Source organism: Kushneria phyllosphaerae, assembly GCF_900312995.1.
GTDB lineage: Bacteria > Pseudomonadota > Gammaproteobacteria > Pseudomonadales > Halomonadaceae > Kushneria > Kushneria phyllosphaerae.
The window spans coordinates 156,554-179,984 of the sequence record NZ_ONZI01000004.1; the positions used below are offsets into that span (position 1 = coordinate 156,554).

Below are 23,431 nucleotides of genomic sequence, written 5' to 3' on the forward strand. Positions count from 1 at the left end.
AAAAAGCCGCCTGCAGGCGGCTTTGGAACTCATGATGTCTGTCAGGCATTACGTTCTTGTGACACTGCGCAAAGTGACAAACTCTTCGGCGCTGGTGGGATGCACCCCAATGGTGGCATCAAAGTCACGCTTGGTCAGTCGGGCGCGTACGGCAATGGCCAGCCCCTGAATCAACTCACCGGCCTCTTCACCCACCATATGGGCACCCAGCACACGATCGGTATTGTCATCGACCACCAGTTTCATCAGGCAGCGCTCATCACTGCCCGAAAGCGTGTGGCGCATGGGCTTGAAGTTCGTGGTGTAGACGCGAATGCTGTCGTGACGCTCTCTGGCCTGCTCTTCTGTAAGGCCTACCGTGCCCATATTGGGATGACAGAACACGGCGGTCGCCACGCTGTCGTAATCAATGGGGTCTGCACTGCCGCTGCCATAGTGGAGCTCAACCAGACGCATGGCTTCCTCAAGCGCTACAGGCGTGAGTTCAGGGCCTTCGATAATATCGCCCAAGGCCAGAATCGACGAAACGGACGTCTGATAGCGATCATCGATTTTCAGCTTGCCATCAAACTCACGCTCGACATCGACATTTTCAAGGCCCAGACCCTCAAAGCGCGGACGGCGTCCTGTGGCGCCCAGAATGGCATCCACTTCCAGCGTTTCACCGTTGCTGAGCTCCACGTCGTAGACCTCATCGCGCTTTTCAACACGGGTGATCGTGGACTCGAAATGCAGGTTTACGCCCTTTTTCATCATCTCGTCACGGATGAAGTCACGCAGTTCGTTATCGAACCCGCGCAGAAAAAGCGGACCTCGATAGGCCAGATGAGTTTGTGCACCCAATCCATTGAAAATGCTGGCAAACTCGACAGCGATATAACCACCGCCCATCACGAGGAATCGCCTGGGAAACGCGGGCAGATCGAAAATCTGATCTGAAGACAGCACATGTTCACGCCCTTCAAATTCCGGCATCCAGGGCGTGCCCCCGGTCGCGATCAGAATTTTTTCGGTGCTGACATGACGGCCGTTAATGGCCACCGTATGCTCATCAACGATTTCGGCACGTCCCTGAATCAGTTCAACGCCTGAATTGGTCAGCAGCTTTTCGTAGATACCGTTAAGCCGCGAGATTTCAGCCTTTTTGTTGTCCCGAAGTCTTGACCATTCAAAACGCGGGGCACTATCGAAGTGCCAGCCAAATCCCTGACTGTCTTCAAAGGCATCCTGGAAATGAGCGGCATAGGAATAAAGCTTTTTGGGAACGCAGCCTACGTTGACGCAGGTGCCGCCCAGGTATCGATCCTCGGCGATGGCTACCCGGACGCCCTTGCCGGCTGCGGTGCGAGCAGCCCTGACGCCACCTGATCCTGCACCGATGACAAAAAGATCGACATCATATTGCGACACGTTTGTTGCTCCAGCTGAAAAATATTTGAAACGAAGGCGCTTCCGTTGGAATCCTGCCCTGGGAATAATGGGTCATGATGCTATCACATGAGCGTGCGCCATAGCCGTTCCGGCGTGTTTACCATTCTCTATGCTGTTCATTGAAAAGGCCGTAAAAAACGATGTGTGACCACAAGAATTGTCAGGATATCTCGCAGCTTCTCGAGCAGAATCGACTCTGGGCCGATCAGATGGTCGAGAACGATCCTGACTTTTTCAAGCGTCTGTCCGACCAGCAAAATCCCGATTTTTTGTGGATAGGCTGCTCTGATAGCCGCGTGCCTGCCAATCAGATCATCAATCTCCCGCCGGGTGAGGTTTTCGTTCATCGTAATGTCGCCAACGTGCTGCATCACAACGACATGAACGCCCTTTCCGTTATTCAATTTGCTGTTGATGTCCTCAAGGTCAAGCACATCATGATCGTGGGTCACTATGGCTGTGGCGGTATCAAGGCTGCGGTTACCGGCGGGGACAACGGTATCGTTGATTATTGGCTCAACACCGTTCGCAACCTGTATCACCAGCACCAGAAAAGCCTGGCGCATCTATCACAGGATGAGCAGATCGATCGCATGTGCGAAATCAATGTCAGAGCGCAGGTGTCCAACCTCTGTCAGACCAAGATTTTGCAGCGGGCCTGGGAGCGCGAGCAGAACGTCTCGGTACACGGCTGGTGTTACAGTCTGGAAAATGGTCTGGTCAAGGATCTTGATTGCACGGTGACCACCTTTGATGAGGCCGAAGCCTTCCGGCTGTCCTGCTGACGGGATAACCGATCCATCGAATTGGCCCGACAGACGTCACATCAATAAACACGACAACGCTTGACCTGCCCTTGGCTCTCGGTGATAACGGAACCTCACCGTTTGCGGGTAAAAAGAGTCAACATGTCGGGCATGATCTACAAGGCCGGCTTTCGCGCGCCGCGCGGGCTGGCCAATCCTCATATTCAGACTCTGCTGCCCCTGCTTCTGCCTCGCAGCAAACTCGGCCTTGAGACAGAGCTTTTAACACTGCCCGATAACGATATCGTGGAGCTCAGCTGGGCTCAGCCCTCTCCCGCTGATGCACGAGCGCCCATCATGGTGTTGTTTCACGGACTGGAAGGCTCGGTCAATTCCCCTTATGCCCGCATGCTCATGCGAACGGCGGCTGATATGGGCTGGCGTGCGGTATTGATGCATTTTCGCGGCTGCGGGCGCGTGCCCAACCGTCATGTGCGAAGCTACCACGCGGGTGAAACAGCTGACGCCTATTGGATGCTTTCTCAGCTTACCCGACGTTATCCCAACGCATTGAAGGTTGCCGTGGGCGTGTCACTGGGGGCCAATGTACTGCTCAAGCTGGCCGCAGAACAGGGCGGCGACGGTCTGGATCTGGCCGGCGCCATCGCGATCAGCCCACCGCTGGATCTGGCCGCTTCAGCGGACGCCATTAATATGGGTTTCGCCCGCTGCTATCAACGCCACATTCTGAAATCCATGAAGCGCAAGATGATGCGTCATGTCGACGATGGCCGTCTCGGTCGCCTTGACCGTCAGCAGCTCAAGCAACTCGATACCTTCTGGGCTTTCGACAATGAAATCACGGCGCCCCTGCACGGTTTCGGGTCCGCCACGGATTATTATCAACGAGCTTCCTCCGGGCTCATGCTGCATCGTATAGAACTTCCAACCCTGATATTGCATGCAGCAGATGATCCCCTCATGCCCAGGAGTCTGCTGGATCGGCTGCCGGTACCGTCAAGAAGTGTACGTATCGAGATGGCCGAACATGGCGGACATGTTGGCTTTATAGAATATCGTCAGGGGCTGCTGCGACCGTGGCTTGCCAGACGTGTGGCGCAGCAGCTTGAGAGCTGGCGTTTTGTACCCGGTCGACAACTGCAGACCCGGCCGCTGGGGCGCAATCAGCCACAGGATTGAAGCGCCCCGAACACCGGATAAACCAGCCTCAGATCGGGCAGCTGACACCGGTCCCCTTGAGGCCGCAGTACCCCATGGGGTTTTTGCTTAGATACTGCTGGTGATACTCCTCGGCATAGTAAAAGGCTTCGAGAGACTCGATTTGAGTGGTGATGTCTCCCTTGCCGCCCTCTTTTAGTGCCTGCTGATACTCTTCAAGGCTTTTGCGCGCCTCTTCACGCTGATGTTCATTGCGTACCAGAATGACGGAGCGGTATTCATTGCCAATATCGTTGCCCTGCCGCATGCCCTGGGTCGGGTCATGGGCTTCCCAAAATACCTTGAGCAGTTCAGCCAGGCTGATGTCTGACGGATTGAACACGACTCGAACAACCTCGGCATGCCCGGTCTTGCCGGTGCAGACCTCGTCATAGGTCGGATTGGGCGTGTAACCGCCGGCATAGCCGACTGCCGTCGCCCATACTCCTGGCAGTTGCCAGAACAATCGCTCTGCCCCCCAGAAACAGCCCAACCCCAGAATGATGTCTTCAAAACCCTCGGGCGGTGGCGCTGAAATGTCACGGTCATTGACGTGATGGACGCCGCTGATGGTCATGGGCGTATCACGGCCAGCCAATGCTTCTTCTGCACTGGGCATACGCGTTCTGTCGTATCCGAACATGGTGCCTCCTCAACGGGTTTTGAAACAGACGAGTTTCAAAACAGGATAAACGTTAACAGGCTACAGGTTATCGGGGCTGACGAGGCAAAACACAAGCCCCATCACCCCCTGAACGGTTTTTCCTTGTCAATACGCTCTCTCGGGCGTACGCCCCAGACTGAAGGTATAGATAAGATCCACGGCCTGATTGGCCCCCGAGACAGCCTGAAGATACAGGTTCTGAATCAATCGGTAGCGCAGGGTCAATTCAGCAATCGAGGAGAAAAGCCCTACGCCATAGCTGACCTGGAAATCATCAAAGAGATAGCCGCTGACCACCACCTGACTTTCATCACCGCTGCCGGACGTATCCAGTGACAGGTCATCAATACCGAAGCTTTCGCCCAGCTGCCCAATGGCCTTGCCACTTCTGGACAGCGACAGCCCGATCAGAGCCGAGGTCAGCATGCCATCGCTGTCGCCATCAGCATCCGGGGCACGACCGCGCAGCAGATAGGAGAGTGCTCGCGATTCGTTCATGGCGGGCTCGGAGAACACATTAAGCTCCGGCTGATCGGCAGGACCGGTCACCTGCAGCCCGGCGGTTACATTGTCGGCCGTGCTATCAGGGTTACGGATGGCATCAATATTGAGATACGGCTGTCCCGGTGGGCCGCTGAACAACACCTGACCGCGGCGAATGATCAGATCCTGACCGAAGGCCTGAAAGCGACCATCCTTGAGCGCAACATCTCCAAACAGCTGGAGCTGATTGGCGCTCTGGCGAACATTGAGACGCCCCTGCACATTGGCATTCAGGCCATAGGCTTCCAGCTGAACATCGTTGCCCACAATGATGTTGACGCCAACATTGACTTCCATTCCGGCCGCTTCGAGATCCTGAGTGTTGGCCCAGGCCAGCTGACGCTCGATGTCGTTGCTCGCCTCTATTTTTGCCTGCCGCTGCTGGCGGTCCTCATACTCTTTTTGGGTCACAATGACTTCATCGGAAGATGGCTTGACGGCCGAGGCTGGAATCTGGCCAACCTCCAGGCGCGCCCAGGGAATGCGAACATCCCCACTGATATCCAGACGCTTTGGATTGGCTGCCACCCGGATGTCGGGTGCCACCCGCAGACGACCGAATTCCGGCATGCGGATTTCCAGCGGTGAATTGCCGCCGCTGAGTGCCATGTTAGCCTGCCAGTTTTCGGTGGTCGGCCAATTGGCATTGCCGTCAAGACCCCAGCGAGCGTCACCCACCTGTAGATAGCCCTCCAGCGTCCCGCGATCGCCCTGAAAGGCCATGGCCATGCGAGCATCGTCCAGGCTGACAGGTAGTTGAGGGCCACGCGCGCGCACATCGCTGAGCATCATGTTGCCATTCAGGCGTGGTTCGACCAGCGTCCCTGACAGGGAAACATCGCCATTGAGCTGGCCGGCCAGTTCATTCAGGGCGGCGACCAGAGGCGTATAGGGGGATAGCGTGACGCCATTGACCGCCAGTCTGCCTGAAAGCGTTCGACGACCGAGCGGGTCACCCACATCAGCATTGAGACGGAGGCTGCCGGCATCACGCAGATTCAGGTTCAGTTGGGCCTGTGCCCGGTCAGGCGTGGCCTCGGCATTCATGCGAACGCCCAGATGCGGCAATGAGAAAGGCTGGCCCTGGGCATTCTGGCCGCGGACATCAACCTCGCCTTGCAGATCGGTGCCGACATTCCATCGGCGTCCCGCCTGTGACCACTGGGCGTTGATGTCGCCTTCAAGCCCGCCGCCCAGACGCCACTGAGGGGGAAGGTAATCGTTGGCCAGCGCCAGATCGATATCCGATAGGCGCAGAGCTGCGCGACCGCTGTCAGCACTGGCCTGAAGTGTATCGACCGAACACAACCGACCGCCCTGACGTCTGGAAAGACAAAAGGGTGAGGCCGTCACACTGGACTGCTTCAACAGTGCCGTAAACTTCAGCGGCCCCTCAAGGGCAATATCCCCACCCTGAGGTGCGCTGACTTCCAGCGGCGTGATCGTTCCTGTGTAGCGCTGCGCCGGCTGATCAAAGCTGCCCTCAAGCACCATGCGTGCTTGACTAACGGGCAGGCCGTCGCCGCCGCCCATATCCAGCGTCAATCGATGCTGTTTCAGTGTCCCTTTCAGAGTGGTGGCCACCTGACGAATCTGCTGACCGGCAGCACTGATGCTGCTGGCATCAAGATCCACATCAAAGCTTGGGTTATCAAGCCCCTGTGCTTTGGCTGTCAGGCGAAGCGCACCGATGCGGTTCTCCTGATAACGAAGTCCCTGCCCTTTCAGGTCAACATTGCCATTGGGATTGTCCAGCGTCCCTCTGAGCCTGATCTGACCGCTGGCGCTACCGTCCAGATCCGGCAGGATCGTGCCCAGAGCCGGTGCCGAAATGTCAGCATCCAGTGACAGCTGCCTGTCGATATCCCCTTTGGCCGAGACGCGATTGTTGCCCTGTCGCAAATCCAGCTGATCGATGTGCCACTGCATGTCGCTGTTGCCATTCAAACGGCCTTTCAGGGACAGCGCGCGTTTTTGCAGGGTGCCATCGATGGCAAGCTCGGGAACATCGACACGCCATTGATCGCCCTGCTGCTGGAACCCGGCACGCAGTGTGCCATTGAGGCGTCCGGTCACGGCACTGGTCAGGTTCTCCAGGGGCAGATTGCTCATGTTCAGCGATGACGCGACATCCAGTGAAGGCGACCATGTCGCCGTACCTCTGGCTTCCAGTTTTCCGTCCCCGGTGGTCACGGTCAGGGGCGTCCAGCTGAAATGCGAGATATCACCGTCGCCCTTGAGGCGAATATCCAGCGGCGCGATATTCGGTCCTTCCACATGGCTGCCCAGTGCCAGCTGGTAGCCTTCGAGCGAGCCTTCGGCGTCAAGGTTGATATCCCGGGCACGCCAGGGCGCTACCCCGGGGGTGTCTTCAAGTGGCCAGCGCACCTGTGGACTGGAAAGATTGAGTCTGAATGGCAGTTCGGGAGCCAGCACATCGGCATGGGCATTCAGCGCAGCAACAATGGGCCCGGCAGCCTTGACATCAAGATTTAGATCGGAGAGTTCACCATGAGCATCAACGTCAATATGCTCCCCCTGAACAGGCGCCTGTAGCGCCTCGGCACGCATCGACAGCGTCAGCGGATAGTCGCCGCTGAGTGTGGCCTGAGCACTCATGGCGAGACGTGCAATCGAAGAATCAAGCGTCAGCTGGCGTAGTTCAACGTCCGAGTCTTTTGTATGTACCGATAGCGCCAACTGATGAACAATCAGTGGCGTTTCTCCATCAAGCCTTAGCCGATTGATGGCGACATCTTCGGCATCGATATCCAGTGGCAGAGTGATCTCGGGCATGACGATGCGCCCCTGAGCGTCCGTCTGTCCGATAATCTCTGCCAAAGGGTTGGCCAGCGGTTTCTGACCGAGATCGGCCAGCATTTCAAGCACAGTGGGCGGCTCGGGATTGGCGACCTTTAGGGCAACGTCAACGGCGTCGGAAGACAGGGCAAAGGTGGCATCATTGTCCAGCAATACAGGCGGTGCCGACGCGGCGATTGACTCGGCAGCCGCAATGGCCGGCGCGATCACCATATCCGGGCGTACCACACGTCGGGCAGTGCGCACGTCGACGCTTGAATCAAGAAGATCCGGCTGATCAAGCCCCGGCGAGGACGGAAGCATCACTCGGGTATCTTCCAGCCTCGTTTCGCCCAGCGTCAGGTGGCTGCCTTCAAGCATGGCGCTACTGTGAAAGTGGCCCAGTTCGACATGGGTGCCATTGGCCAGACTCAGATGAATATCATCCAGACGCAGATCACGCAGCTCTACAGGTAGCGGCGTGCTGATCCGCGTCATGGTCGACTCATCGTCCGTGGTCTCGGGCGTGGCGGCGTCGCCACCGCGCAATACGACATCAACGCCGCTGACCTGCAGCTGATCCAGGCACAGTCGACCACGCAGCAGGCAGTCACTGCTCCAGTGCAGTGCAAATTGATCAACATTCAGTCGAATTGCCGGCAGGTCCAGATGCAATCCCTGAATAGTGAAGTCATCCAGCAGCGCCCCTTCCGCGTGGTCATAGGTGATGAAACCGCGTGACTGCGCCTGCTCAAGCAGTTTGGCGGTGCCCCATGGTGACAGGGCTATCCCTGCCACCATGAGCACGAGCGCAATCAGCGTCACCACTATCCAGAGGACAGCGCGAGGCAATAACATCAAAATTCCGGGCCGATGCCGAAGTGCAGACGCCAAGAGTCCTCCTCACTATCAAAGGGATGGGCGATATCCAGACGAACCGGCCCAACGGGTGAAATCCATCGCACGCCTACGCCTGCGCTTGTCTTGAGCTCATCCGGCCACCATTCACTGAAGGCGTTGCCGGCATCCACGAAGGTGGCACCCCACCAGTTTTTGGCCACCTGGCGCTGATACTCCAGAGACCCGACCAGCAGGTGCTTGCCGCCCAGAAGATCACCATCGCTGTTTTCAGGTGCAATGGTTTCGTACTCATAGCCGCGAACGCTGCTGTCGCCACCGGTGAAAAAGCGTAGTGAAGGCGGCACCTGGCTGAAGTTATCCGTACTGGTGGCCCCGACCGTGGCGCGACCGACAAAACGGTTATTCTCTCCAAGACTTCGGATCCACTGACTATCCAGACGGGTACGCAGGAAGTTGGCGTCAGAGCCCCACGCATTGTTTGACCCTTCTACCAGAATATCCTGTCGGTCTCCCCACATGGGAAAGCGGGTATTGTCCGTACGCGTGCGAGACCAGCTCATGCCGGGAATGAACAGCAACACCTTGTCTTCTTCATCCCCCTGGGTGAAGTCCTCGTACGTGGTACGCAGATAGGCATTTTGTATCCAGTCGTTCTCGAAACGCCATTCCCGACCAAACGCCACCGAGCTCTCAAAACTGCGGGTATCGCTTTCGGTGCGGTCAGTATTTTTGAAGCCGTAGCGCATGTAGTAGTTATCACGCGCCGGGTTGGCCAGCGGTACATTGTATTCGCCGGTGAGCGTCTGTTCGGGGCCTGACAGGACCAGATCATTATTGAGGCTGTCTCCCCGATCATTGAGCCATGGCATGTTCCAGCCAAAGTTGATTCGTGGCCCTACGTCCGTGGAGTAGCCGATACCGGTTTCAAACTTGTGGCGGTCTTCCGGGGTGACGTTGATATCGATAGGGACGGTGGCCTGCTGCGGCCTTTCCTGAGCGTCGATATCGTCCTGGAAATTTTGACGCTTGCCGTCAGGGCCTTCCACGCTCACATCCGGTGATGAGGTCACCATTGGCGAAGCGCTTTTGCGCGCGCGCTCATCCAGCCGGGGCCGAACGCTGATGCTTCTAAACCAGCCTGAATCGCCAAGACGCTGGCTGTAACGGGCAACATCGGTGGCCAGATATCGATCATTGGGATCAAAGGGCGCCATTTTGCGCAGCCGCTCTTCACGAATCTGGCTGCCGGTGACAAAGATGTCGCCAAAGCGATAACGCTCTCCGCTTTCAAATATCAGCGATATATAAGCGGCATGTTCCCATGGATGAACTTCGATACGGCTCTGTCGATAGCGGGCATCAAAATAGCCCCGCTCAAGTGCCAGCGCCGTCAATCGAGACTTGAGCGTATCGTAAGGGGTATGCAGAAGGCGTTCACCTTCCATGCCTGTCAGCGGGCTGGCCTGAAGTGCCTGCTGAAAGGGTTCGTCATCTTCCGCCGCACCCTCGACGCGAACCACGACGGAGCGCACGCGCACAGGCGTGCCGTGATCAACATCGACAGTCACCTGTTCACGATTTTGAAAGCTGACCGCAATGTCAGGCTCATAGTAACCGAAGGGTTTCAGGGCATCCTGCACCCGTTGTGTCACCTCGGCGCTATAGCTTTGCGTGTCGGCATTTTCAGGAATGTTCAGGGACTGGAGGTAGTTGCGAATATTGGTCGCAAGCTCTCCTCGCACTCCCTTGACGTCTGCATCAATGGCCAATACAGCAGAGGACTGACAAACGCTGGCCATCACAAGCGTCAGCAGCAGCACTCTGCGGGTCGGCGTGCCGGCGTTCATGCGGTGACGACAAAAGAATCGCATAACGTTCAAGATCTTCCTTGATGATATGAATCACACCGTATGCCTACGGCGCTGGCGGCACCCTTCAAGGATTCAAAAGATCCTGAAGCGACTCCTGGGCGGCATGCAGACTTGTCTGACTCTGTTGAAGCCGTTCACCCTGAGCAGCCAGTTCATCGACGCGCGACTTGATCGAGGCCAGGGTCTTTTCCTGATCATCCACACTGGCGGCAAGCGTCTGCAATTGTTGACGACTGTCCTGCATGGCCTGCAACCGCTCCGACTGCTCGGCGTTAGTATTATCTACATCCTTGAAACGTGCATCATAAGTGCTTTTAAGACCTTCGATAACAGCATCAAGCGAATCCATGGATTGCTGTAACGACACCAGCGTTTGCTGACGCAATGCGTCGGACTTTTCCAGCTGACTCAGCCGCGCCTTTTGGTCATCATCGCCGGCCTGTTGCTCAACACGTTGCTGCAGCGTTTCAAGCTGCAGGCGCTGATTTTGCTGTTCCCCTCGAATGCCATCAAGAATGTGATCAAGGTTTGTCGACATTTCCTGACGACTAACAGCAACGCTCTGCGTTTTTTGCGTCAGCTCTGACATCCTTTCAGACCAGTGCTGGCGGTCCTTATAATACTGCACCCCCATGGCCACCACCGCGGCGGCAAGCAACAGCAAAAGCACATAGACAGGCCATGGAGAGGACCTGCGTGAGCCACGCCCAACATGAGGAGTCCGTGGTTCCGTACGGGTTGAATACGCAGCGTTGCGATCAGCGCCTATGACGGGCTCTTCATGATCTTTTGGCGGCATGAAAATCTCGAGAAATGTAGCAGTCGGAAATATAACCTGACCCTTTCGGCCAGGTCATGAAACTGCATGCATGCTACGATGCATGGCCTGTGAAAAGCCAGTACAGGCTATCCGGCAGACAGGTACAAACGGCAATACCAGGGGCTCCCTGGCCAGAATGGAACGTTGATCATGCCCCTTGAACTTCCCTCTTTGCCCTATGCAACGGATGCATTGGCACCCGTGATTTCCGAACATAACCTGCGCATGCACCACGAAGGTGTTCATGCAGGCTATTTGAAGCGCCTGAATACGCTGCTTGAAGGCGATGACCAGCCCAAACGCTCGCTTGAAAACATTATGGGCACCGGCCGGGGTGAGGCTCAGGCCTGCGCCTGCCAGGCATGGAACCATACCTTTTTCTGGCAGTGCCTGACGCCCTGGTACCATCCTCCCAGTCAAGCCATTGAGAAGGCGCTTTCGGCACAATGGGAAAGCCTTTATGGCTTTCAGGAAGCCTTTATGGCCAGTGCCATGGCCCACTTCATGGGCGGCTGGACATGGCTGGTGTATACCCCTCAGGGGCGGCTGGATATTCATAATGCAGTGGATGCGAGTTCCCCACTGCTCAAAGGCGTTACGCCCCTGCTGGCCATCGACATGTGGGAACATGCCTGGTACGTCGATTTTGGAAGCGATCGACGCAAATATCTTCAAAAACTCTGGGATATTATTAACTGGCCATTCGTTGAGCAGTGCTTCGAAGACGCCATTGCCACCGCACAAGGCAGGCGCAATCGGCTACACGCCTGAGTTTTACCGGAATTTTGGCAACAAAAAAACGGGCTGGCCCGATATGAATGAAAACACATCGAACCAGCCCGCTTTTAGAGCATCAGCGGTCGTCGTCTGCTGCTCTTTCCTGCGGATTGGCACTGCGTCCGATACCGCGGTAACAGAACCCGTGTTGCGCCACGAAGGCCGGATCGTAAATGTTACGGCCGTCCAGAATCAGCGGTGTTGTCATGAGGGTCGACAAACGACGCCAATCCGGATTCCAGTACTCTTTCCACTCGGTCACCAGCAATAGCGCGTCAACATTTTCACAGGCTGACTGTGCCGTGCCTGCCAGTGTTAGAAGCGGATGCTGACCGTAATAGTTCTCGATAGCGGGCAGTGCGGCCGGATCGTGAAGTCTGACATGCACGCCCTGCGCCCATAGAGCGTCCAACAGACGAAGTACCGGTGCATGTGCGATACGTGCGGTGCCCGGCTTGAAGGCGGCCCCCCAGATCGCCACCGTACGCCCCTTCAGGTCGCCATCGTAATACTGCCAGAGCTTTCGGAAGAGCTCTTCCTGCTTCTGCTCATTGACCTGTACGACCTGCTCAAGCAGACCATTATGCTGCCCCTCACGGGCACGAATGCTCGACAGGCGATAAAGGTTACGAGCAAAGCTCGGGCCACCAAAGCCACAACCCGGATAAAGATATTCGCGACCGATACGGCGATCAGACCCCATTGCCTGACGCACCAGCTCGATATCCACATCCAGACTGTCTGCAAGGCTCGCCAGCTCATTCATGTAGCTGACACGAGTCGCCAGCATGCCAATGACGGCAAGCTTGGTCAGCTCGGCTGCACGCCGTGGCATCAGACGAACGTTATTCTCACGGCGGTTGAAGGCACGCAAGAGCTCACCGATCTGGCGAGTGGCCCAATCATCCTCACTGCCCATAATCCAGCTGTCGGGACGCGTAAAGGTGGCCATGGCGCGGCCCTCTTCAAGCATGTCCGGCAATGCAACGGCAACCTGACGCTCCTTGCGAAGCAGGGTTTCAAGTATTTCCGTATGGCCGATCGGAAACGTACTGTTGTTGACCAGTACAAAATCGTGCGGCTCGCGTCCCAGCGTCTGCTCAACCCACTGGTCAGCGTCATTGCGCTGATCTGCCGAAACAGCCAGCCAGTAGACGCTGGCACTGGGCAGGGACTTGGAGCTTTCACACAGCGTCAAGGAGCCATTGTCGATGCTCTGTGACAGCTGGTGATAAAGCCCTGGCTCATTTCTGATCCAGTCCGTCTCGGCCAGAACATTCCATGGCTGAGCAGGATGCGGCCACCAGTATACCTGGTGGCCCACCATTGAAAGTGCAGCGGCTGCTGTTGCTGCACTCAGTTCGCTTCCATGCACTACCACCTGCATGATTATGCCTCGCTTTGATAGCGCTTCAGCAGCTCACGGAACCCTTCACCGTACTTGGGATGACGGCGTGCAAACGACAGTGTCGCTTCCAGATAACCAAGCTGATGACCGCAGTCGAAAGTTTCGCCTTCCATACGATAGGCAGCAACATCCTGCTTACTGCGCAAGGTATCGATGGCGTCGGTCAGCTGAATTTCATTACCTGCACCAGGACGCGTTTCGGCCAGCACCGGGAAGATGCTTCCGGGCAGCAGATAACGACCAATAACAGCCAGTGTAGAAGGCTCTGTGCCCGTTTCAGGCTTTTCTACCATGCCCGTGATCTTTTCGCTCTTGCCGGCTTCAGGCGTCTCGCCTTCAAGGGCTACGATACCGTACTTATAGGCGACTTCAGCCGGAACATTCTGAACCATGATCTGAGCGGCACCTGTTTGATCATGAGCATCAATCATGCCACCCAGATCATTGCGCGTCATGCCTTCATCATCGACCAGAACGTCCGGAAGCATCACGGCAAACGGCTCATCATCACCAATGATCGGGCGAGCACAGAGAATGGCATGACCAAGACCCAGCGCTTCCGGCTGACGTACGCTGATGATGGAAACATCGTCAGGGATAATATTGCGAAGTTCTTCAAGAAGCTCTTTCTTGCCTTTCGCTTCAAGCTGGTGCTCAAGTTCGAAATGCTTGTCGAAATGGTTTTCGATAGCTGATTTCGAGGAATGAGTTACCAGTACGATTTCCTTGATGCCGGCCTTGACGGCTTCCTGAACGACATACTGGATGACCGGCTTGTCGACAATGGTGATCATTTCCTTGGGGATTGCCTTGGAGGCAGGAAGACAACGCGTACCAAAACCGGCAACAGGCAATACAGCTTTACGAATCATTCATTTTCCCTTTCTATCTAATAACAGAAATATATGGGCTTATGGCACAGTGATGCCTGCCATGACAGTATCGTGATCGATAAGCGGTTCAAAATCTTGCCCGAACAGGCGAATCTCGCCACGATACTCGGTAATCGGCTTATAACCCCATAAAATACCGAACCTTTGCTTCTATATCCTTGGCAAAATGTTTCTTTTTGTACAAGTCGTATTTGCGATCTATTCTTTTGACGAAAAGATAACGGTATAAAATATATTCAAATGTACATCAATTCAGGTTGATGCAGATAGACAAGCTTTCTGAACTGACTTCATCATCCACGTCATCAATCAATTCTACTACAAGGGATACAGATCATGATGCATAAGCTCATGAGACTGGTTGAGCTGAAGCGGTCATGACACTTTTACGACACCGGTGATTAACAAGAGGTCTGGCTGTCTCCTCTTACAAGCGATTCACTTCATGGACGACATGATCATCGTGTCGTGACCTCTCAATGCAAAACGCTTGTTCAAGGACAAAATTGTCCCTCTTGAATCCTGCAACGGCACGTATATGGGAATCATGCGGAAACCGTATTGGTTCATGATCTCCGCAGACCCTATACAATACAGACCAATATAAAAGATGGCACAGGCTGCCCTACTCCTACAGGAGCTCACTGATGAGCGAGAAACAGTATTCCAATGTTGATCCGGGTGAAATTGCCAAGTTTGATGATCTTGCCAGTCGCTGGTGGGATCGTGAGGGTGAGTGCAAGCCGCTTCATGACATCAATCCACTACGCCTTGATTATATTGATCAACGTGCAGGCCTGACCGGCCATCGTGTCATTGATGTTGGCTGTGGCGGCGGCATTCTGAGCGAAGCCATGGCGCATCGTGGCGCCGAAGTCACCGGGATCGATCTGGGCGAAGCCCCCCTCGCCGTTGCACGCCTCCATCAACAGGAAAGCGGTGTTGAGGTGGATTATCAGTGCATCAGCGCCGAAGACATGGCAGCCAGCCAGCCGGGCAGTTTCGATGTCGTGGTCTGCTTTGAAATGCTTGAGCATGTCCCGGATCCAGGTAGCGTCATTAAAGCCTGTGCTCGTATGGCCAAACCCGGTGGCCATGTCTTTTTTTCCACCATCAACCGCAACCCTAAGTCATGGGCAATGGCCATTGTTGGTGCCGAATATATCCTGAATCTTCTGCCTCGGGGCACACACAGCTTTCAGCGCTTTATCCGCCCTTCCGAGCTGGCACGCTGGGCACGTCAGGCAGACCTTGAGGTGCGCGACATTACAGGCATGATCTATAACCCCTTTACTCGCCACTACCGGCTCTCCAACAAGGATCTGGACGTCAACTACTTCATGCATACCCGTGTGCCACATTCATGAATGGTTTGTCCGATATTCCGCAGGCCGTTTTGTTCGATCTGGATGGCACTCTGGTCGATACGGCGCCGGATCTGGCTCGTGCCACCAATGCGCTTAGAAAGGTGCACGGGCTATCGCCTCTGCCCTATGCAGATATTCGACGGGAAGTTTCACACGGTGGAAGCGCACTGGTCACACTGGCGCTGGGCCTGGAAAAGAAGACCGATGGGCATGATGAGGCACGAACGCTTTTACTTGAGAGCTACGGTGAAAACGTGGCTGAAGAAAGCTGCCTTTTTGAAGGCTTTCCAGAGCTTCTTGAGCATTATCTCCGCACAGGCCGTACGTGGGGAATCATTACCAACAAGCCCAGAGAATACGCCGTACCATTGCTCAAGGCGCTGAATGTAATGCCGGATGTGCTGTTGTGTGCTGATGACCTTCCGGTTAAAAAACCGGATCCTGCCCCGCTTCTTGAAGCAGCAAGACGTCTTGGCATCGATCCGCACAGGTGCTGGTATATCGGTGATCATCTACGTGACATTCAGGCGGCCAACAACGCCGGCATGACGGCCATTGCGGTGACATATGGCTACCTTCGCGAGGAAGACAACCCCAACGACTGGCCTGCAAGTCAGTTTTTTGAAACACCAGAAGCACTTTGCAGGGTACTGCTACAGCAGGACCCAAGTGAGACAATGAGCCTGTAGGCCACGATATTGGCCAATGACAAGCAGCGGGCATTTCGCCTTTAGCGAATGCCCGCGAATTCAGACCGGTAATATCAGCCGCTGGTTTTTTGCATGAACTCGCGTGCAAGGCCTGCTGCATCACTATCGGAATGCTCGCTGATCACTTTTTTCAACATGCTCTGACTTTCAGCACCCTTCCCCTGACGCGCATAAACAAGACCCAGCTTATACATTGCATCAGGCACCTTGTTGCTTTGAGGGTAGTCATTAATGACCTTGCCAAAGGCCGTTGATGACTTGTCCAGCTGTGACTTGGCAGAATAAAGCTCACCCAGCCAATACCAGGCATTTCCGTTTAAACCGGATTGCGGATAGTCGCGATTAAAGGTTTCAAAGGCAGAAATGGCCTGATCAAACTCGCGCTTTTGCACATGCGAAAAGGCAGCCTGATAAGCGCTTTGGGCATCGCTGGAAGACGACGCCGTGCCTGATGACGAAGGAGACTGACTCCCCCCCGAAGCGGCCTGGGTTATCGGGTCACTGTCGGTAGCCGAACCGGTATCATCACCGCTTGAACCACTGGTGCTTCCCTGTGAATTGCTTAAGCGCTCATCGAGATCCAGATAGCGTTGCTGAGAAAGCTTTGTCTGTTGCTCGAGCTGATGGCGAAGCTCTTCAATCTGACCGCGTAGCTGATTGATATCCTGCTCCTGGCTCTGCAAACGATTGAATATTTGCAGATTGCCGGAACCGGAATCCGTGGACGCCTGATTATAAAAAGAGCCGGTTTGTGCGGATGCCCAAACGGACAGCGGGAGCACAAGGGCTCCCGCGCCGCACAGTCGAATAAGACTGTGTTTCATTGCTTACTCCGGGATCAGTAGTCGATTACGACGCGACGATCCTGAGAATAGGCTTGGTCAGAGTTGCCGGAAGCAGCACGACGCTCTTCACCGTAGCTGACAACTTCAATCTGCGAAGCAGGCACGCCCTGGATGGTCAGGTACTGACGTACGGCATTGGCACGACGCTCGCCAAGACCCAGGTTGTACTCACGAGTACCGCGCGGATCAGTGTGGCCTTCCAGTACGATATTGGTGCTGGAATTACGCTGCAGGTACTGAGCATGCTGGTTCAGCATGGATTCGTACTGCGGGCGAATGCTGTCACTGTCGAAATCGAAGTAGACGCGATTTTCACTCGGCATTTGTGCCTGCTGGCCGCTGTTTTGGCCGGTAGCACCAGAGCTGCTGTTCATGCCCTGAGTGGAAGAACCGCTGTTCATGCCACCATTCTGCTGGTCGCCATCCTGTGTACCGCCGCCGCTGGAACAACCAGCAACAACAGCCAGAGAGAGTGCGGCCGCCAGAGTTTTGGCGTAGGAAGAAAACTGCATGATGATCTCCTTGCTTTTATAAAGAATGACAAAATTCATTCTAGTCGTTTAATTCAAAAACGGCGACCAGGAAGGTTCACGAACCTCACCATTAGGTGAAGGTATTACGAAAGACGCCCTGCCATCTGCCGAAACAGCACCAAGCACACCACGTGCTCCCTGCTGAGTGGCATATATCACCATTGTGCCATTGGGCGCAACTGCCGGCGCTTCATCCTGATAAGTATTGGTTAATATTGTCACACGTCCTGACGATAAATCCTGCTTCGCAACCTGAAAACCACGATCGGTTCGAGAGGTCATGAAGATGAATTTATTGTCGGGTCCATACAGACCACCTGCATTGTAATTGCCGGTAAAGGTCATGCGCTTTGCGTTGCTGCCGGAAGCATCCATCTGATAAAGCTGAGGCTGACCACTGCGATCGGAAGTAAACAAAATCGAGCGACCATCAGCACTCCAGTCTGGCTCAGTATTAATGGAGCTTGAATTGGTCAGTTGCTTGAGCGAACGAGAAGCAACGTCCATGACATAAATTTCGGGATTGCCATCCTTTGAAAGTGACATGGCAAGCTTGCGACCGTCCGGTGACCAGGCCGGTGCCCCATTGATGCCTTTAAAGGAAGTCAGCTGGACGCGACGACCACTGGAAAGCTGCTGGACATAAATGGCAGGTCGACCCGATTCAAAAGAGACATAGGCAAGCTTTTGACCATCCGGTGACCAGGCCGGAGAAAGAATGGGCTGATCGGAAGACAGAATCTGCTGTGGACGATGCCCGTCCTGATCGGCAACATACAGGGCGTAGCTGATGTTGGGATCAACACCCTTGGCCGTGACATAGGCAATGCGTGTCTGGAAAGCCCCGCGAATCCCGGTGATTTTTTCAAAGATTTGATCGGCAATGTAATGCGAACGAGACCTCAGCTGATCTTCACTTGAGGTAACGACTTCTCCCAGTTCGCGACGCTGACCTGACACGTCATGAAGCTCATAGCTGATCTTGTAGCCATTACCGGAAGCTTCAACGCGCCCCACCACCAGGTAATTGGCCCTGACACGGCGCCAGTCCCCATAATTGATATTATCACCGCTGGCAGGACGTGAGATCAGGTCCTGGGGCGCCAGTGGTGCAAACTGACCGCTGTGCTCAAGATCGTCGGCAATGATTTTACCGATATCCTCGGAAGGGCTGACGCCGTCACCCCGAAAAGGCACCACTGCAATCGGTATGGCATTGTCATTGCCACGTGTGATCTCGATGGTGAGATCACCAGCTGCCTGCGCCATCAGACTGGCCATCATGAGCATCATGAAACCAGCCAGTGCCATTAGTTTTTTCATCAGCACACACCCTCGGGTTTTAACGATCCTTGATCCCTGCTACCTGCCAATAAAACAGGCGCACTATCGACCACGTCCTTACACCACATAGCAAACCTTCCTGGTCCTAGCGCACATCCTCGGGATTAAAGCGCAGGTTGAAGCTCCTGAATTTCTGCCTTGCCTCGGCCGGCAACTGACTCATTTCAGTAAACGGCGCGGCTCTTTCCACAGCCTGTACGGCAGAGCGGTCAAATCCTGGATCACCACTACTGCTGGAGACAGAGGCAGACAGAAGCTCACCGGTGGGCAAAAGCTGCACTCTGACCACGGTGACAAGCCCGGAAGCTGCATTGGGCGGACGTGACCAGCTCTGCTCGACCGCGCGACGCACCAGGTTCATGAAGCCATTGGACGCTTCCTGAGCCTGCCGCGCATTGGCAATCGATTCTGCCTCATTGGTAATCTCATCGCCAAAAGCGTTCTGGCTTGCAGCAGCAGCGGCTTCTGCAGCCCGTTTGCGATCAGCTTCCGCTTTTTTCTTCGCGGCAGCCTCTGCAGCGGCTTTCTTCTTCGCAGCAGCTTCGGCTTCTGCCTTCTTTTTGGCATCAGCGTCTGCCTTCTTCTTGGCTTCGGCGTCTGCCTTCTTCTTGGCCTCGGCATCTGCCTTCTTCTTGGCTTCGGCGTCTGCTTTCTGTTTGGCTTCAGCGACTGCCTTCTGCTTGGCCTCGGCGTCTGCTTTTTGTTTGGCTTCAGCGTCTGCTTTCTGTTTGGCTTCAGCGACTGCCTTCTGCTTGGCCTCGGCGTCTGCTTTTTGTTTGGCTTCAGCGACTGCCTTCTGCTTGGCCTCGGCGTCTGCTTTTTGTTTGGCTTCAGCGGCTGCCTTCTGCTTGGCCTCAGCGTCTGCTTTTTGTTTGGCTTCAGCGGCTGCCTTCTGCTTGGCCGCTGCTTCTGCTTTCTGCTCGGCTTCGGCTTTTTCGCGTGCCTGCTGCTCCTGTTGCTGTTGAGCAGCTACTTCACTGGCCTGTTCGGCACGCCGCTGCGCAGCTTGCTGTGCGGCCTGGGCAGCCTGCTCGGCGGCTTCAGCCTGCTGGCGCGCCGTCTCTTCAGCAGCGTCATCCTGAGTAGCTTCCGGTTCGGGCTGCTCACGTTCCGGCCCCTGCTGAGCCCGCGGCTGTGCTTCGGTGGCCTGCTGCGCCTGATCGGTCGCTGTCTCCATTGAAATCAACTCGGCCTGCACGACGGCATTGGAGGTTTCAACAGGATCACTTTGTGGCCAACGAAAAACGGTCAGTCCAATAACGCCCACGTGCAGCAAAACCGCAAGCACGGTGGGCAACGTATAGCCTACACGGCGATCGTGTCTGGCCATTGTTTCTCCCTACTGCTGGTCGCCAGGCGGTGGATCAGAGATCAGTCCAACATTGGGCACACCTGCGTTTTGCAGGGCTCCCATAAGCGTTACGACCTGACCATAGGAAACATTGCGATCACCGCGCACCATGACAGGGGTGCCCGGATTACGGTTGAGCACTGCCATGACCTGTTCGCGGATGTCATCGATTGATTTGCTCTGCTGCTCATCGCCCAGGCTGATGTAATAGTCCCCATCACGATTGACCGTGACGACCAGTGGTTCATTGTCGCTTTGCACCGGTTCGGAGCTGATCTGCGGCAGATCAACATCAATGCCCTGATTGATAGTAGGCGCTGCAATAATAAAGATGACCAGCAGCACCAGCATGACATCGATGAAGGGAACAACATTCATCTCGCTGGAAAGCTTTTTGCGCCGGTTACGTCGATACGGTCCCTGCATGGAGCGCTCCTCAGGTGTTCTCGCCAGTACTGCGGTTTTGCAGATTGCGATGCAGGAAGGCATGAAACTCTTCGGCAAAGTTCTCCATACGTACCATCAGCTTGTCCGCCTTGTGGGTCAGACGGTTGTAACCAATGTTGGCGGGGATGGCTGCAAAAAGGCCCATGGCAGTGGCTACCAGCGCTTCAGCAATCGCCGGTGCGATGGTACCCAGTGACACCTGCTGGGCGCCACCAAGCGCCTGAAAGGTACCCAGAATCCCCCAGACCGTCCCAAAAAGGCCCACATAGACGGCAGAGGAACTGATAATGGCAAGTATCGCCAGATGCGTGGTCAGCCGCTCCTCTTCACGCGATACGGACACGCGCATGGAGCGCTCAACGCCTTCGAGCACGGCATTGTGACTGCGCGATTTGGGCAGCAGTCGATTGAACTCGCGAAACCCCGAGCGAAAGATATGCGCAGCGCCCTGCGGGTTATCGGTAGGCACTTCCCGATAAAGCTCGTTGAGATCAACCCCCGACCAGAAGTGTGACTCGAACTCATCCAGATCCCGTGCGTCACGCTTCAGGGCAAAGGCTCGCTGAAAGATCAGCACCCACGAAAGAACAGATGCAGCCAGCAATATCAGCATGATCAGCTGAACGATCAGGCCAGCATGAAAAAACAGCGAAATGATCGACATTGAATCGTTCACGAAAAACCTCTTCAGGCGTTCTGGGAATCAAGCGTCATGGCCGAAAGCAGATCTTCAGGCCAACGAGCTGGTTTGTAACGTGTTGCATCGATACAGGCAATATCGACCATGCCGCGGAAAAGAAGTTTTCCATCTCGCATGACCTGTTGCTCAAATGCCACGGTGCAGTGGCGTGGTATTCCCGCCACGGTCTCAACGGTCAGAAGATCGTCCAGTTGCGCCGGCAGGCGATACTGGCATTCCAGACGACGAACGACCAGCGCAACATTGCGCGCCAGCAGTGAGTTTTGATCGAAACCTTTCGCGCGCAGCCATTCAGTGCGACCACGCTCGAGATAATTGAGATAGTTGGCGTGGTAGACGATACCGCCGGCATCGGTATCCTCGATATAAACGCGTAGATCAATAGAGGTCATGCCGTTCAGGGCTCCACCGTTGCCGCACCCTCACCGACATCCGGAATATCATCCGTCGGTGAAAGGTCAAAATGTAAATAGGCCAGGCGCGTCACCATACGACCACGTGCCGTGCGCAGCATGAACCCCTGCTGAATCAGATAGGGCTCAAGGACATCCTCGATGGTGTCACGTTCTTCACTGATCGCTGCGGCCAGGCTTTCCACCCCTACCGGACCACCGTCAAACTTCTCGATCATGGTCAGAAGCAGCCGTCGGTCCATGTGATCAAGCCCGTGACGATCCACATGCAGCATATTAAGCGCCTTGTCTGCCACATCAGCAGTCAGCCGACCATCACCCCGCACCTGAGCAAAGTCACGCACACGGCGCAGCAGCCGATTGGCAATACGTGGCGTGCCCCGCGCACGGCGCGCGACTTCAATGGCGCCGCCCTCATCAGCCTCGAAATTCATGAGACGAGCACTGCGGTTCACGATATGGGTCAGCTCGTCGATATTGTAAAACTCAAGACGCTGCACGATCCCGAAGCGGTCTCTCAAAGGTGCTGTTAAAAGCCCCGCTCGAGTCGTTGCCCCGACCAGAGTAAATTGCGGCAGATCCAGTTTGATGGACCGTGCCGCCGGCCCCTCGCCGATCATGATATCGAGCTGAAAATCCTCCATCGCCGGATACAGCACTTCCTCCACGGCCGAAGACAATCGGTGAATCTCATCGATAAAGAGCACATCGCCCGGCTGGAGATTGGTCAGCATGGCAGCAAGGTCACCGGCCTTTTCAAGCACCGGCCCCGAGGTCGACTTGATATCCACCCCCATCTCGCTGGCAATGATATGGGCCAGCGTGGTCTTGCCAAGTCCGGGGGGGCCAAAGATCAGCGTATGATCGAGACTATCCTCACGCTGGCGCGCGGCCGTAATGAAAATATCGAGCTGTTCGCGCACCGGCGCCTGCCCGATATAGTCATCGAGCATGTGCGGGCGAATGGCATGATCCACTCGTTCCTCATCGGGACGCTCGGCCCCGGCAATGAGCCGGTCGCTTTCAATCATGATGTCCTGCCTTTCCCGCTGCGTGTCTCACTACCGGCAAGCCGGTCGGAAAGCGCCATCTTGATTAACGCCTCGGTAGACTGCTGGGTATCAAGCCCTGACAGCATTCTGGCGGCTTCAGCCGGCTTGTAACCCAGTGCAATCAGCGCTGCTTCGGCATCAGCATGGTTATCGCTTTCCAGCGGCAGCTCGGCTTCTTCAACGCCCTGCGCCATCTGTTCGAACTCGGGCCAGTGCTTGAAGCGGTCGCGCATTTCGATGATCAATCGCTCGGCCGTTTTCTTGCCCACGCCCGGCAAGCGCGTCAGCGTTTTGGTGTCATCTTCCATGACACTTTTCATGAACTGCTGTCGCTCCATCCCGGAAAGTATGGCCAGTGCCAGCCGAGGGCCGATCCCCGAGATTCTGATCAATTCGCGAAAAAGGCGACGCTCAGGCTCGTCAATAAACCCGTATAAAAGATGAGCGTCCTCGCGGACACTCAAGTGGGTATAAAGGCGTACGGCTTCGCCAGGTGCCGGCAGTGCCAGCAGCGTGTTCATGGAAGCTTCAAGCTCATACCCGACCCCATGAACATCGACCACGATCAGGGGCGGTTTCTTTTCAAGCAGTTGACCGTGCAGGCGACCTATCATGCGTTGTATATCCAGACAAAAAAG

Annotated in this window: 21 protein-coding genes; 5 read left to right on the forward strand and 16 right to left on the reverse strand. The window is 55.5% G+C overall.

What is annotated here, in order from left to right; genetic code table 11:
- Positions 1 to 48: 48 nt before the first annotated feature.
- Positions 49 to 1,410, reverse strand: a complete 1,362-nt coding sequence (gene gorA, locus KSP9073_RS13875; RefSeq protein WP_108843571.1) for a glutathione-disulfide reductase — start codon at positions 1,408 to 1,410, stop codon at positions 49 to 51.
- A gap of 161 nt (positions 1,411 to 1,571) precedes the next feature.
- Here gorA and can point away from each other — a divergent pair, with 161 nt between their 5' ends.
- Positions 1,572 to 2,216, forward strand: coding sequence for a carbonate dehydratase (can, locus tag KSP9073_RS13880; protein WP_108843572.1), 645 nt, complete (start codon positions 1,572 to 1,574; stop codon positions 2,214 to 2,216).
- A gap of 123 nt (positions 2,217 to 2,339) precedes the next feature.
- Complete coding sequence (locus KSP9073_RS13885; RefSeq protein ID WP_108843573.1) at positions 2,340 to 3,377, forward strand: hydrolase; 1,038 nt, start codon at positions 2,340 to 2,342, stop codon at positions 3,375 to 3,377.
- Between the two features lie 28 nt (positions 3,378 to 3,405).
- On the opposite strand, the gene msrA is transcribed toward KSP9073_RS13885, so the two are convergent.
- From msrA to KSP9073_RS13905, 4 genes are all read right to left on the reverse strand, one after another.
- The gene (msrA, locus tag KSP9073_RS13890; protein ID WP_108843574.1) at positions 3,406 to 4,038 is read right to left on the reverse strand and encodes a peptide-methionine (S)-S-oxide reductase MsrA; all 633 of its coding nucleotides are present in this window, start codon (positions 4,036 to 4,038) and stop codon (positions 3,406 to 3,408) included.
- A gap of 126 nt (positions 4,039 to 4,164) precedes the next feature.
- Positions 4,165 to 8,259 (reverse strand): autotransporter assembly complex protein TamB, encoded by a 4,095-nt coding sequence (gene tamB, locus KSP9073_RS13895; protein ID WP_108843575.1) that lies wholly within the window; start codon positions 8,257 to 8,259, stop codon positions 4,165 to 4,167.
- Positions 8,259 to 10,133 carry an autotransporter assembly complex protein TamA gene (tamA, locus tag KSP9073_RS13900; protein ID WP_243409265.1) on the reverse strand — a complete coding sequence of 625 codons (1,875 nt, stop codon included), beginning with the start codon at positions 10,131 to 10,133 and terminating at the stop codon, positions 8,259 to 8,261. Before tamA ends, tamB begins: the two co-directional genes overlap by 1 nt.
- A gap of 64 nt (positions 10,134 to 10,197) precedes the next feature.
- Positions 10,198 to 10,803 (reverse strand): hypothetical protein, encoded by a 606-nt coding sequence (locus KSP9073_RS13905; RefSeq protein WP_108843576.1) that lies wholly within the window; start codon positions 10,801 to 10,803, stop codon positions 10,198 to 10,200.
- 300 nt (positions 10,804 to 11,103) lie between these two features.
- Here KSP9073_RS13905 and KSP9073_RS13910 point away from each other — a divergent pair, with 300 nt between their 5' ends.
- Positions 11,104 to 11,724 (forward strand): superoxide dismutase, encoded by a 621-nt coding sequence (locus tag KSP9073_RS13910; protein WP_108843577.1) that lies wholly within the window; start codon positions 11,104 to 11,106, stop codon positions 11,722 to 11,724.
- Between the two features lie 82 nt (positions 11,725 to 11,806).
- Here KSP9073_RS13910 and KSP9073_RS13915 read toward each other — a convergent pair whose 3' ends face one another.
- Both KSP9073_RS13915 and galU read right to left on the reverse strand, forming a co-directional pair.
- Positions 11,807 to 13,117 (reverse strand): nucleotide sugar dehydrogenase, encoded by a 1,311-nt coding sequence (locus tag KSP9073_RS13915; protein ID WP_108843578.1) that lies wholly within the window; start codon positions 13,115 to 13,117, stop codon positions 11,807 to 11,809.
- 2 nt (positions 13,118 to 13,119) lie between these two features.
- Positions 13,120 to 14,010, reverse strand: a complete 891-nt coding sequence (gene galU, locus KSP9073_RS13920) for a UTP--glucose-1-phosphate uridylyltransferase GalU (RefSeq protein WP_108843579.1) — start codon at positions 14,008 to 14,010, stop codon at positions 13,120 to 13,122.
- Between the two features lie 668 nt (positions 14,011 to 14,678).
- On the opposite strand from galU, the gene ubiG reads away from it, so the two are divergent.
- Positions 14,679 to 15,398: a bifunctional 2-polyprenyl-6-hydroxyphenol methylase/3-demethylubiquinol 3-O-methyltransferase UbiG gene (gene ubiG / locus KSP9073_RS13925; protein ID WP_108843580.1), complete on the forward strand. Its 720-nt coding sequence runs from the start codon at positions 14,679 to 14,681 to the stop codon at positions 15,396 to 15,398.
- Entirely contained in the window at positions 15,395 to 16,087 is a 693-nt protein-coding gene (locus KSP9073_RS13930) for an HAD family hydrolase (RefSeq protein ID WP_108843581.1), read from the forward strand. Before ubiG ends, KSP9073_RS13930 begins: the two co-directional genes overlap by 4 nt.
- Positions 16,088 to 16,161: 74 nt before the next feature.
- Here the strand turns inward: KSP9073_RS13930 and ybgF are convergent, their stop codons facing one another.
- From ybgF to ruvA, 9 genes are all read right to left on the reverse strand, one after another.
- Positions 16,162 to 16,932, reverse strand: a complete 771-nt coding sequence (gene ybgF, locus KSP9073_RS13935) for a tol-pal system protein YbgF (protein ID WP_108843582.1) — start codon at positions 16,930 to 16,932, stop codon at positions 16,162 to 16,164.
- A gap of 14 nt (positions 16,933 to 16,946) precedes the next feature.
- Positions 16,947 to 17,465, reverse strand: coding sequence for a peptidoglycan-associated lipoprotein Pal (gene pal / locus KSP9073_RS13940; protein WP_108843969.1), 519 nt, complete (start codon positions 17,463 to 17,465; stop codon positions 16,947 to 16,949).
- 48 nt (positions 17,466 to 17,513) lie between these two features.
- Complete coding sequence (gene tolB, locus KSP9073_RS13945) at positions 17,514 to 18,809, reverse strand: Tol-Pal system beta propeller repeat protein TolB (RefSeq protein WP_108843583.1); 1,296 nt, start codon at positions 18,807 to 18,809, stop codon at positions 17,514 to 17,516.
- A gap of 106 nt (positions 18,810 to 18,915) precedes the next feature.
- Positions 18,916 to 20,160, reverse strand: a complete 1,245-nt coding sequence (gene tolA, locus KSP9073_RS13950; protein WP_108843584.1) for a cell envelope integrity protein TolA — start codon at positions 20,158 to 20,160, stop codon at positions 18,916 to 18,918.
- 9 nt (positions 20,161 to 20,169) lie between these two features.
- On the reverse strand, positions 20,170 to 20,607 hold the full coding sequence (tolR, locus tag KSP9073_RS13955) for a protein TolR (protein WP_108843585.1): 438 nt from the start codon (positions 20,605 to 20,607) through the stop codon (positions 20,170 to 20,172).
- A 10-nt stretch (positions 20,608 to 20,617) separates the two neighbouring features.
- Entirely contained in the window at positions 20,618 to 21,304 is a 687-nt protein-coding gene (tolQ, locus tag KSP9073_RS13960) for a protein TolQ (protein WP_108843586.1), read from the reverse strand.
- 11 nt (positions 21,305 to 21,315) lie between these two features.
- Entirely contained in the window at positions 21,316 to 21,720 is a 405-nt protein-coding gene (ybgC, locus tag KSP9073_RS13965) for a tol-pal system-associated acyl-CoA thioesterase (RefSeq protein WP_108843587.1), read from the reverse strand.
- A 5-nt stretch (positions 21,721 to 21,725) separates the two neighbouring features.
- A complete protein-coding gene (ruvB, locus tag KSP9073_RS13970) occupies positions 21,726 to 22,772 on the reverse strand; it encodes a Holliday junction branch migration DNA helicase RuvB (RefSeq protein ID WP_108843588.1) in 1,047 nt (348 codons plus the stop codon).
- On the reverse strand, positions 22,769 to 23,407 hold the full coding sequence (gene ruvA / locus KSP9073_RS13975) for a Holliday junction branch migration protein RuvA (protein WP_108843589.1): 639 nt from the start codon (positions 23,405 to 23,407) through the stop codon (positions 22,769 to 22,771). The genes ruvB and ruvA overlap by 4 nt, the downstream gene beginning before the upstream one ends.
- Positions 23,408 to 23,431 lie beyond the last annotated feature (24 nt).

What these genes read in the sequence shown, in the direction of transcription:
- can (WP_108843572.1), top strand. Translation starts at nt 1,572, where the DNA reads ATGTGTGACCACAAGAATTGTCAGGATATCTCGCAGCTTCTCGAGCAG.
- KSP9073_RS13885 (WP_108843573.1), top strand. Translation starts at nt 2,340, where the DNA reads ATGTCGGGCATGATCTACAAGGCCGGCTTTCGCGCGCCGCGCGGGCTG.
- msrA (WP_108843574.1), bottom strand. Translation starts at nt 4,038, where the DNA reads ATGTTCGGATACGACAGAACGCGTATGCCCAGTGCAGAAGAAGCATTG.
- tamB (WP_108843575.1), bottom strand. Translation starts at nt 8,259, where the DNA reads ATGTTATTGCCTCGCGCTGTCCTCTGGATAGTGGTGACGCTGATTGCG.
- tamA (WP_243409265.1), bottom strand. Translation starts at nt 10,133, where the DNA reads ATGCGATTCTTTTGTCGTCACCGCATGAACGCCGGCACGCCGACCCGC.
- KSP9073_RS13910 (WP_108843577.1), top strand. Translation starts at nt 11,104, where the DNA reads ATGCCCCTTGAACTTCCCTCTTTGCCCTATGCAACGGATGCATTGGCA.
- KSP9073_RS13915 (WP_108843578.1), bottom strand. Translation starts at nt 13,117, where the DNA reads ATGCAGGTGGTAGTGCATGGAAGCGAACTGAGTGCAGCAACAGCAGCC.
- galU (WP_108843579.1), bottom strand. Translation starts at nt 14,010, where the DNA reads ATGATTCGTAAAGCTGTATTGCCTGTTGCCGGTTTTGGTACGCGTTGT.
- ubiG (WP_108843580.1), top strand. Translation starts at nt 14,679, where the DNA reads ATGAGCGAGAAACAGTATTCCAATGTTGATCCGGGTGAAATTGCCAAG.
- KSP9073_RS13930 (WP_108843581.1), top strand. Translation starts at nt 15,395, where the DNA reads ATGAATGGTTTGTCCGATATTCCGCAGGCCGTTTTGTTCGATCTGGAT.
- ybgF (WP_108843582.1), bottom strand. Translation starts at nt 16,932, where the DNA reads ATGAAACACAGTCTTATTCGACTGTGCGGCGCGGGAGCCCTTGTGCTC.
- pal (WP_108843969.1), bottom strand. Translation starts at nt 17,465, where the DNA reads ATGCAGTTTTCTTCCTACGCCAAAACTCTGGCGGCCGCACTCTCTCTG.
- tolB (WP_108843583.1), bottom strand. Translation starts at nt 18,809, where the DNA reads ATGAAAAAACTAATGGCACTGGCTGGTTTCATGATGCTCATGATGGCC.
- tolA (WP_108843584.1), bottom strand. Translation starts at nt 20,160, where the DNA reads ATGGCCAGACACGATCGCCGTGTAGGCTATACGTTGCCCACCGTGCTT.
- tolR (WP_108843585.1), bottom strand. Translation starts at nt 20,607, where the DNA reads ATGCAGGGACCGTATCGACGTAACCGGCGCAAAAAGCTTTCCAGCGAG.
- ybgC (WP_108843587.1), bottom strand. Translation starts at nt 21,720, where the DNA reads ATGACCTCTATTGATCTACGCGTTTATATCGAGGATACCGATGCCGGC.
- ruvB (WP_108843588.1), bottom strand. Translation starts at nt 22,772, where the DNA reads ATGATTGAAAGCGACCGGCTCATTGCCGGGGCCGAGCGTCCCGATGAG.
- ruvA (WP_108843589.1), bottom strand. Translation starts at nt 23,407, where the DNA reads ATGATAGGTCGCCTGCACGGTCAACTGCTTGAAAAGAAACCGCCCCTG.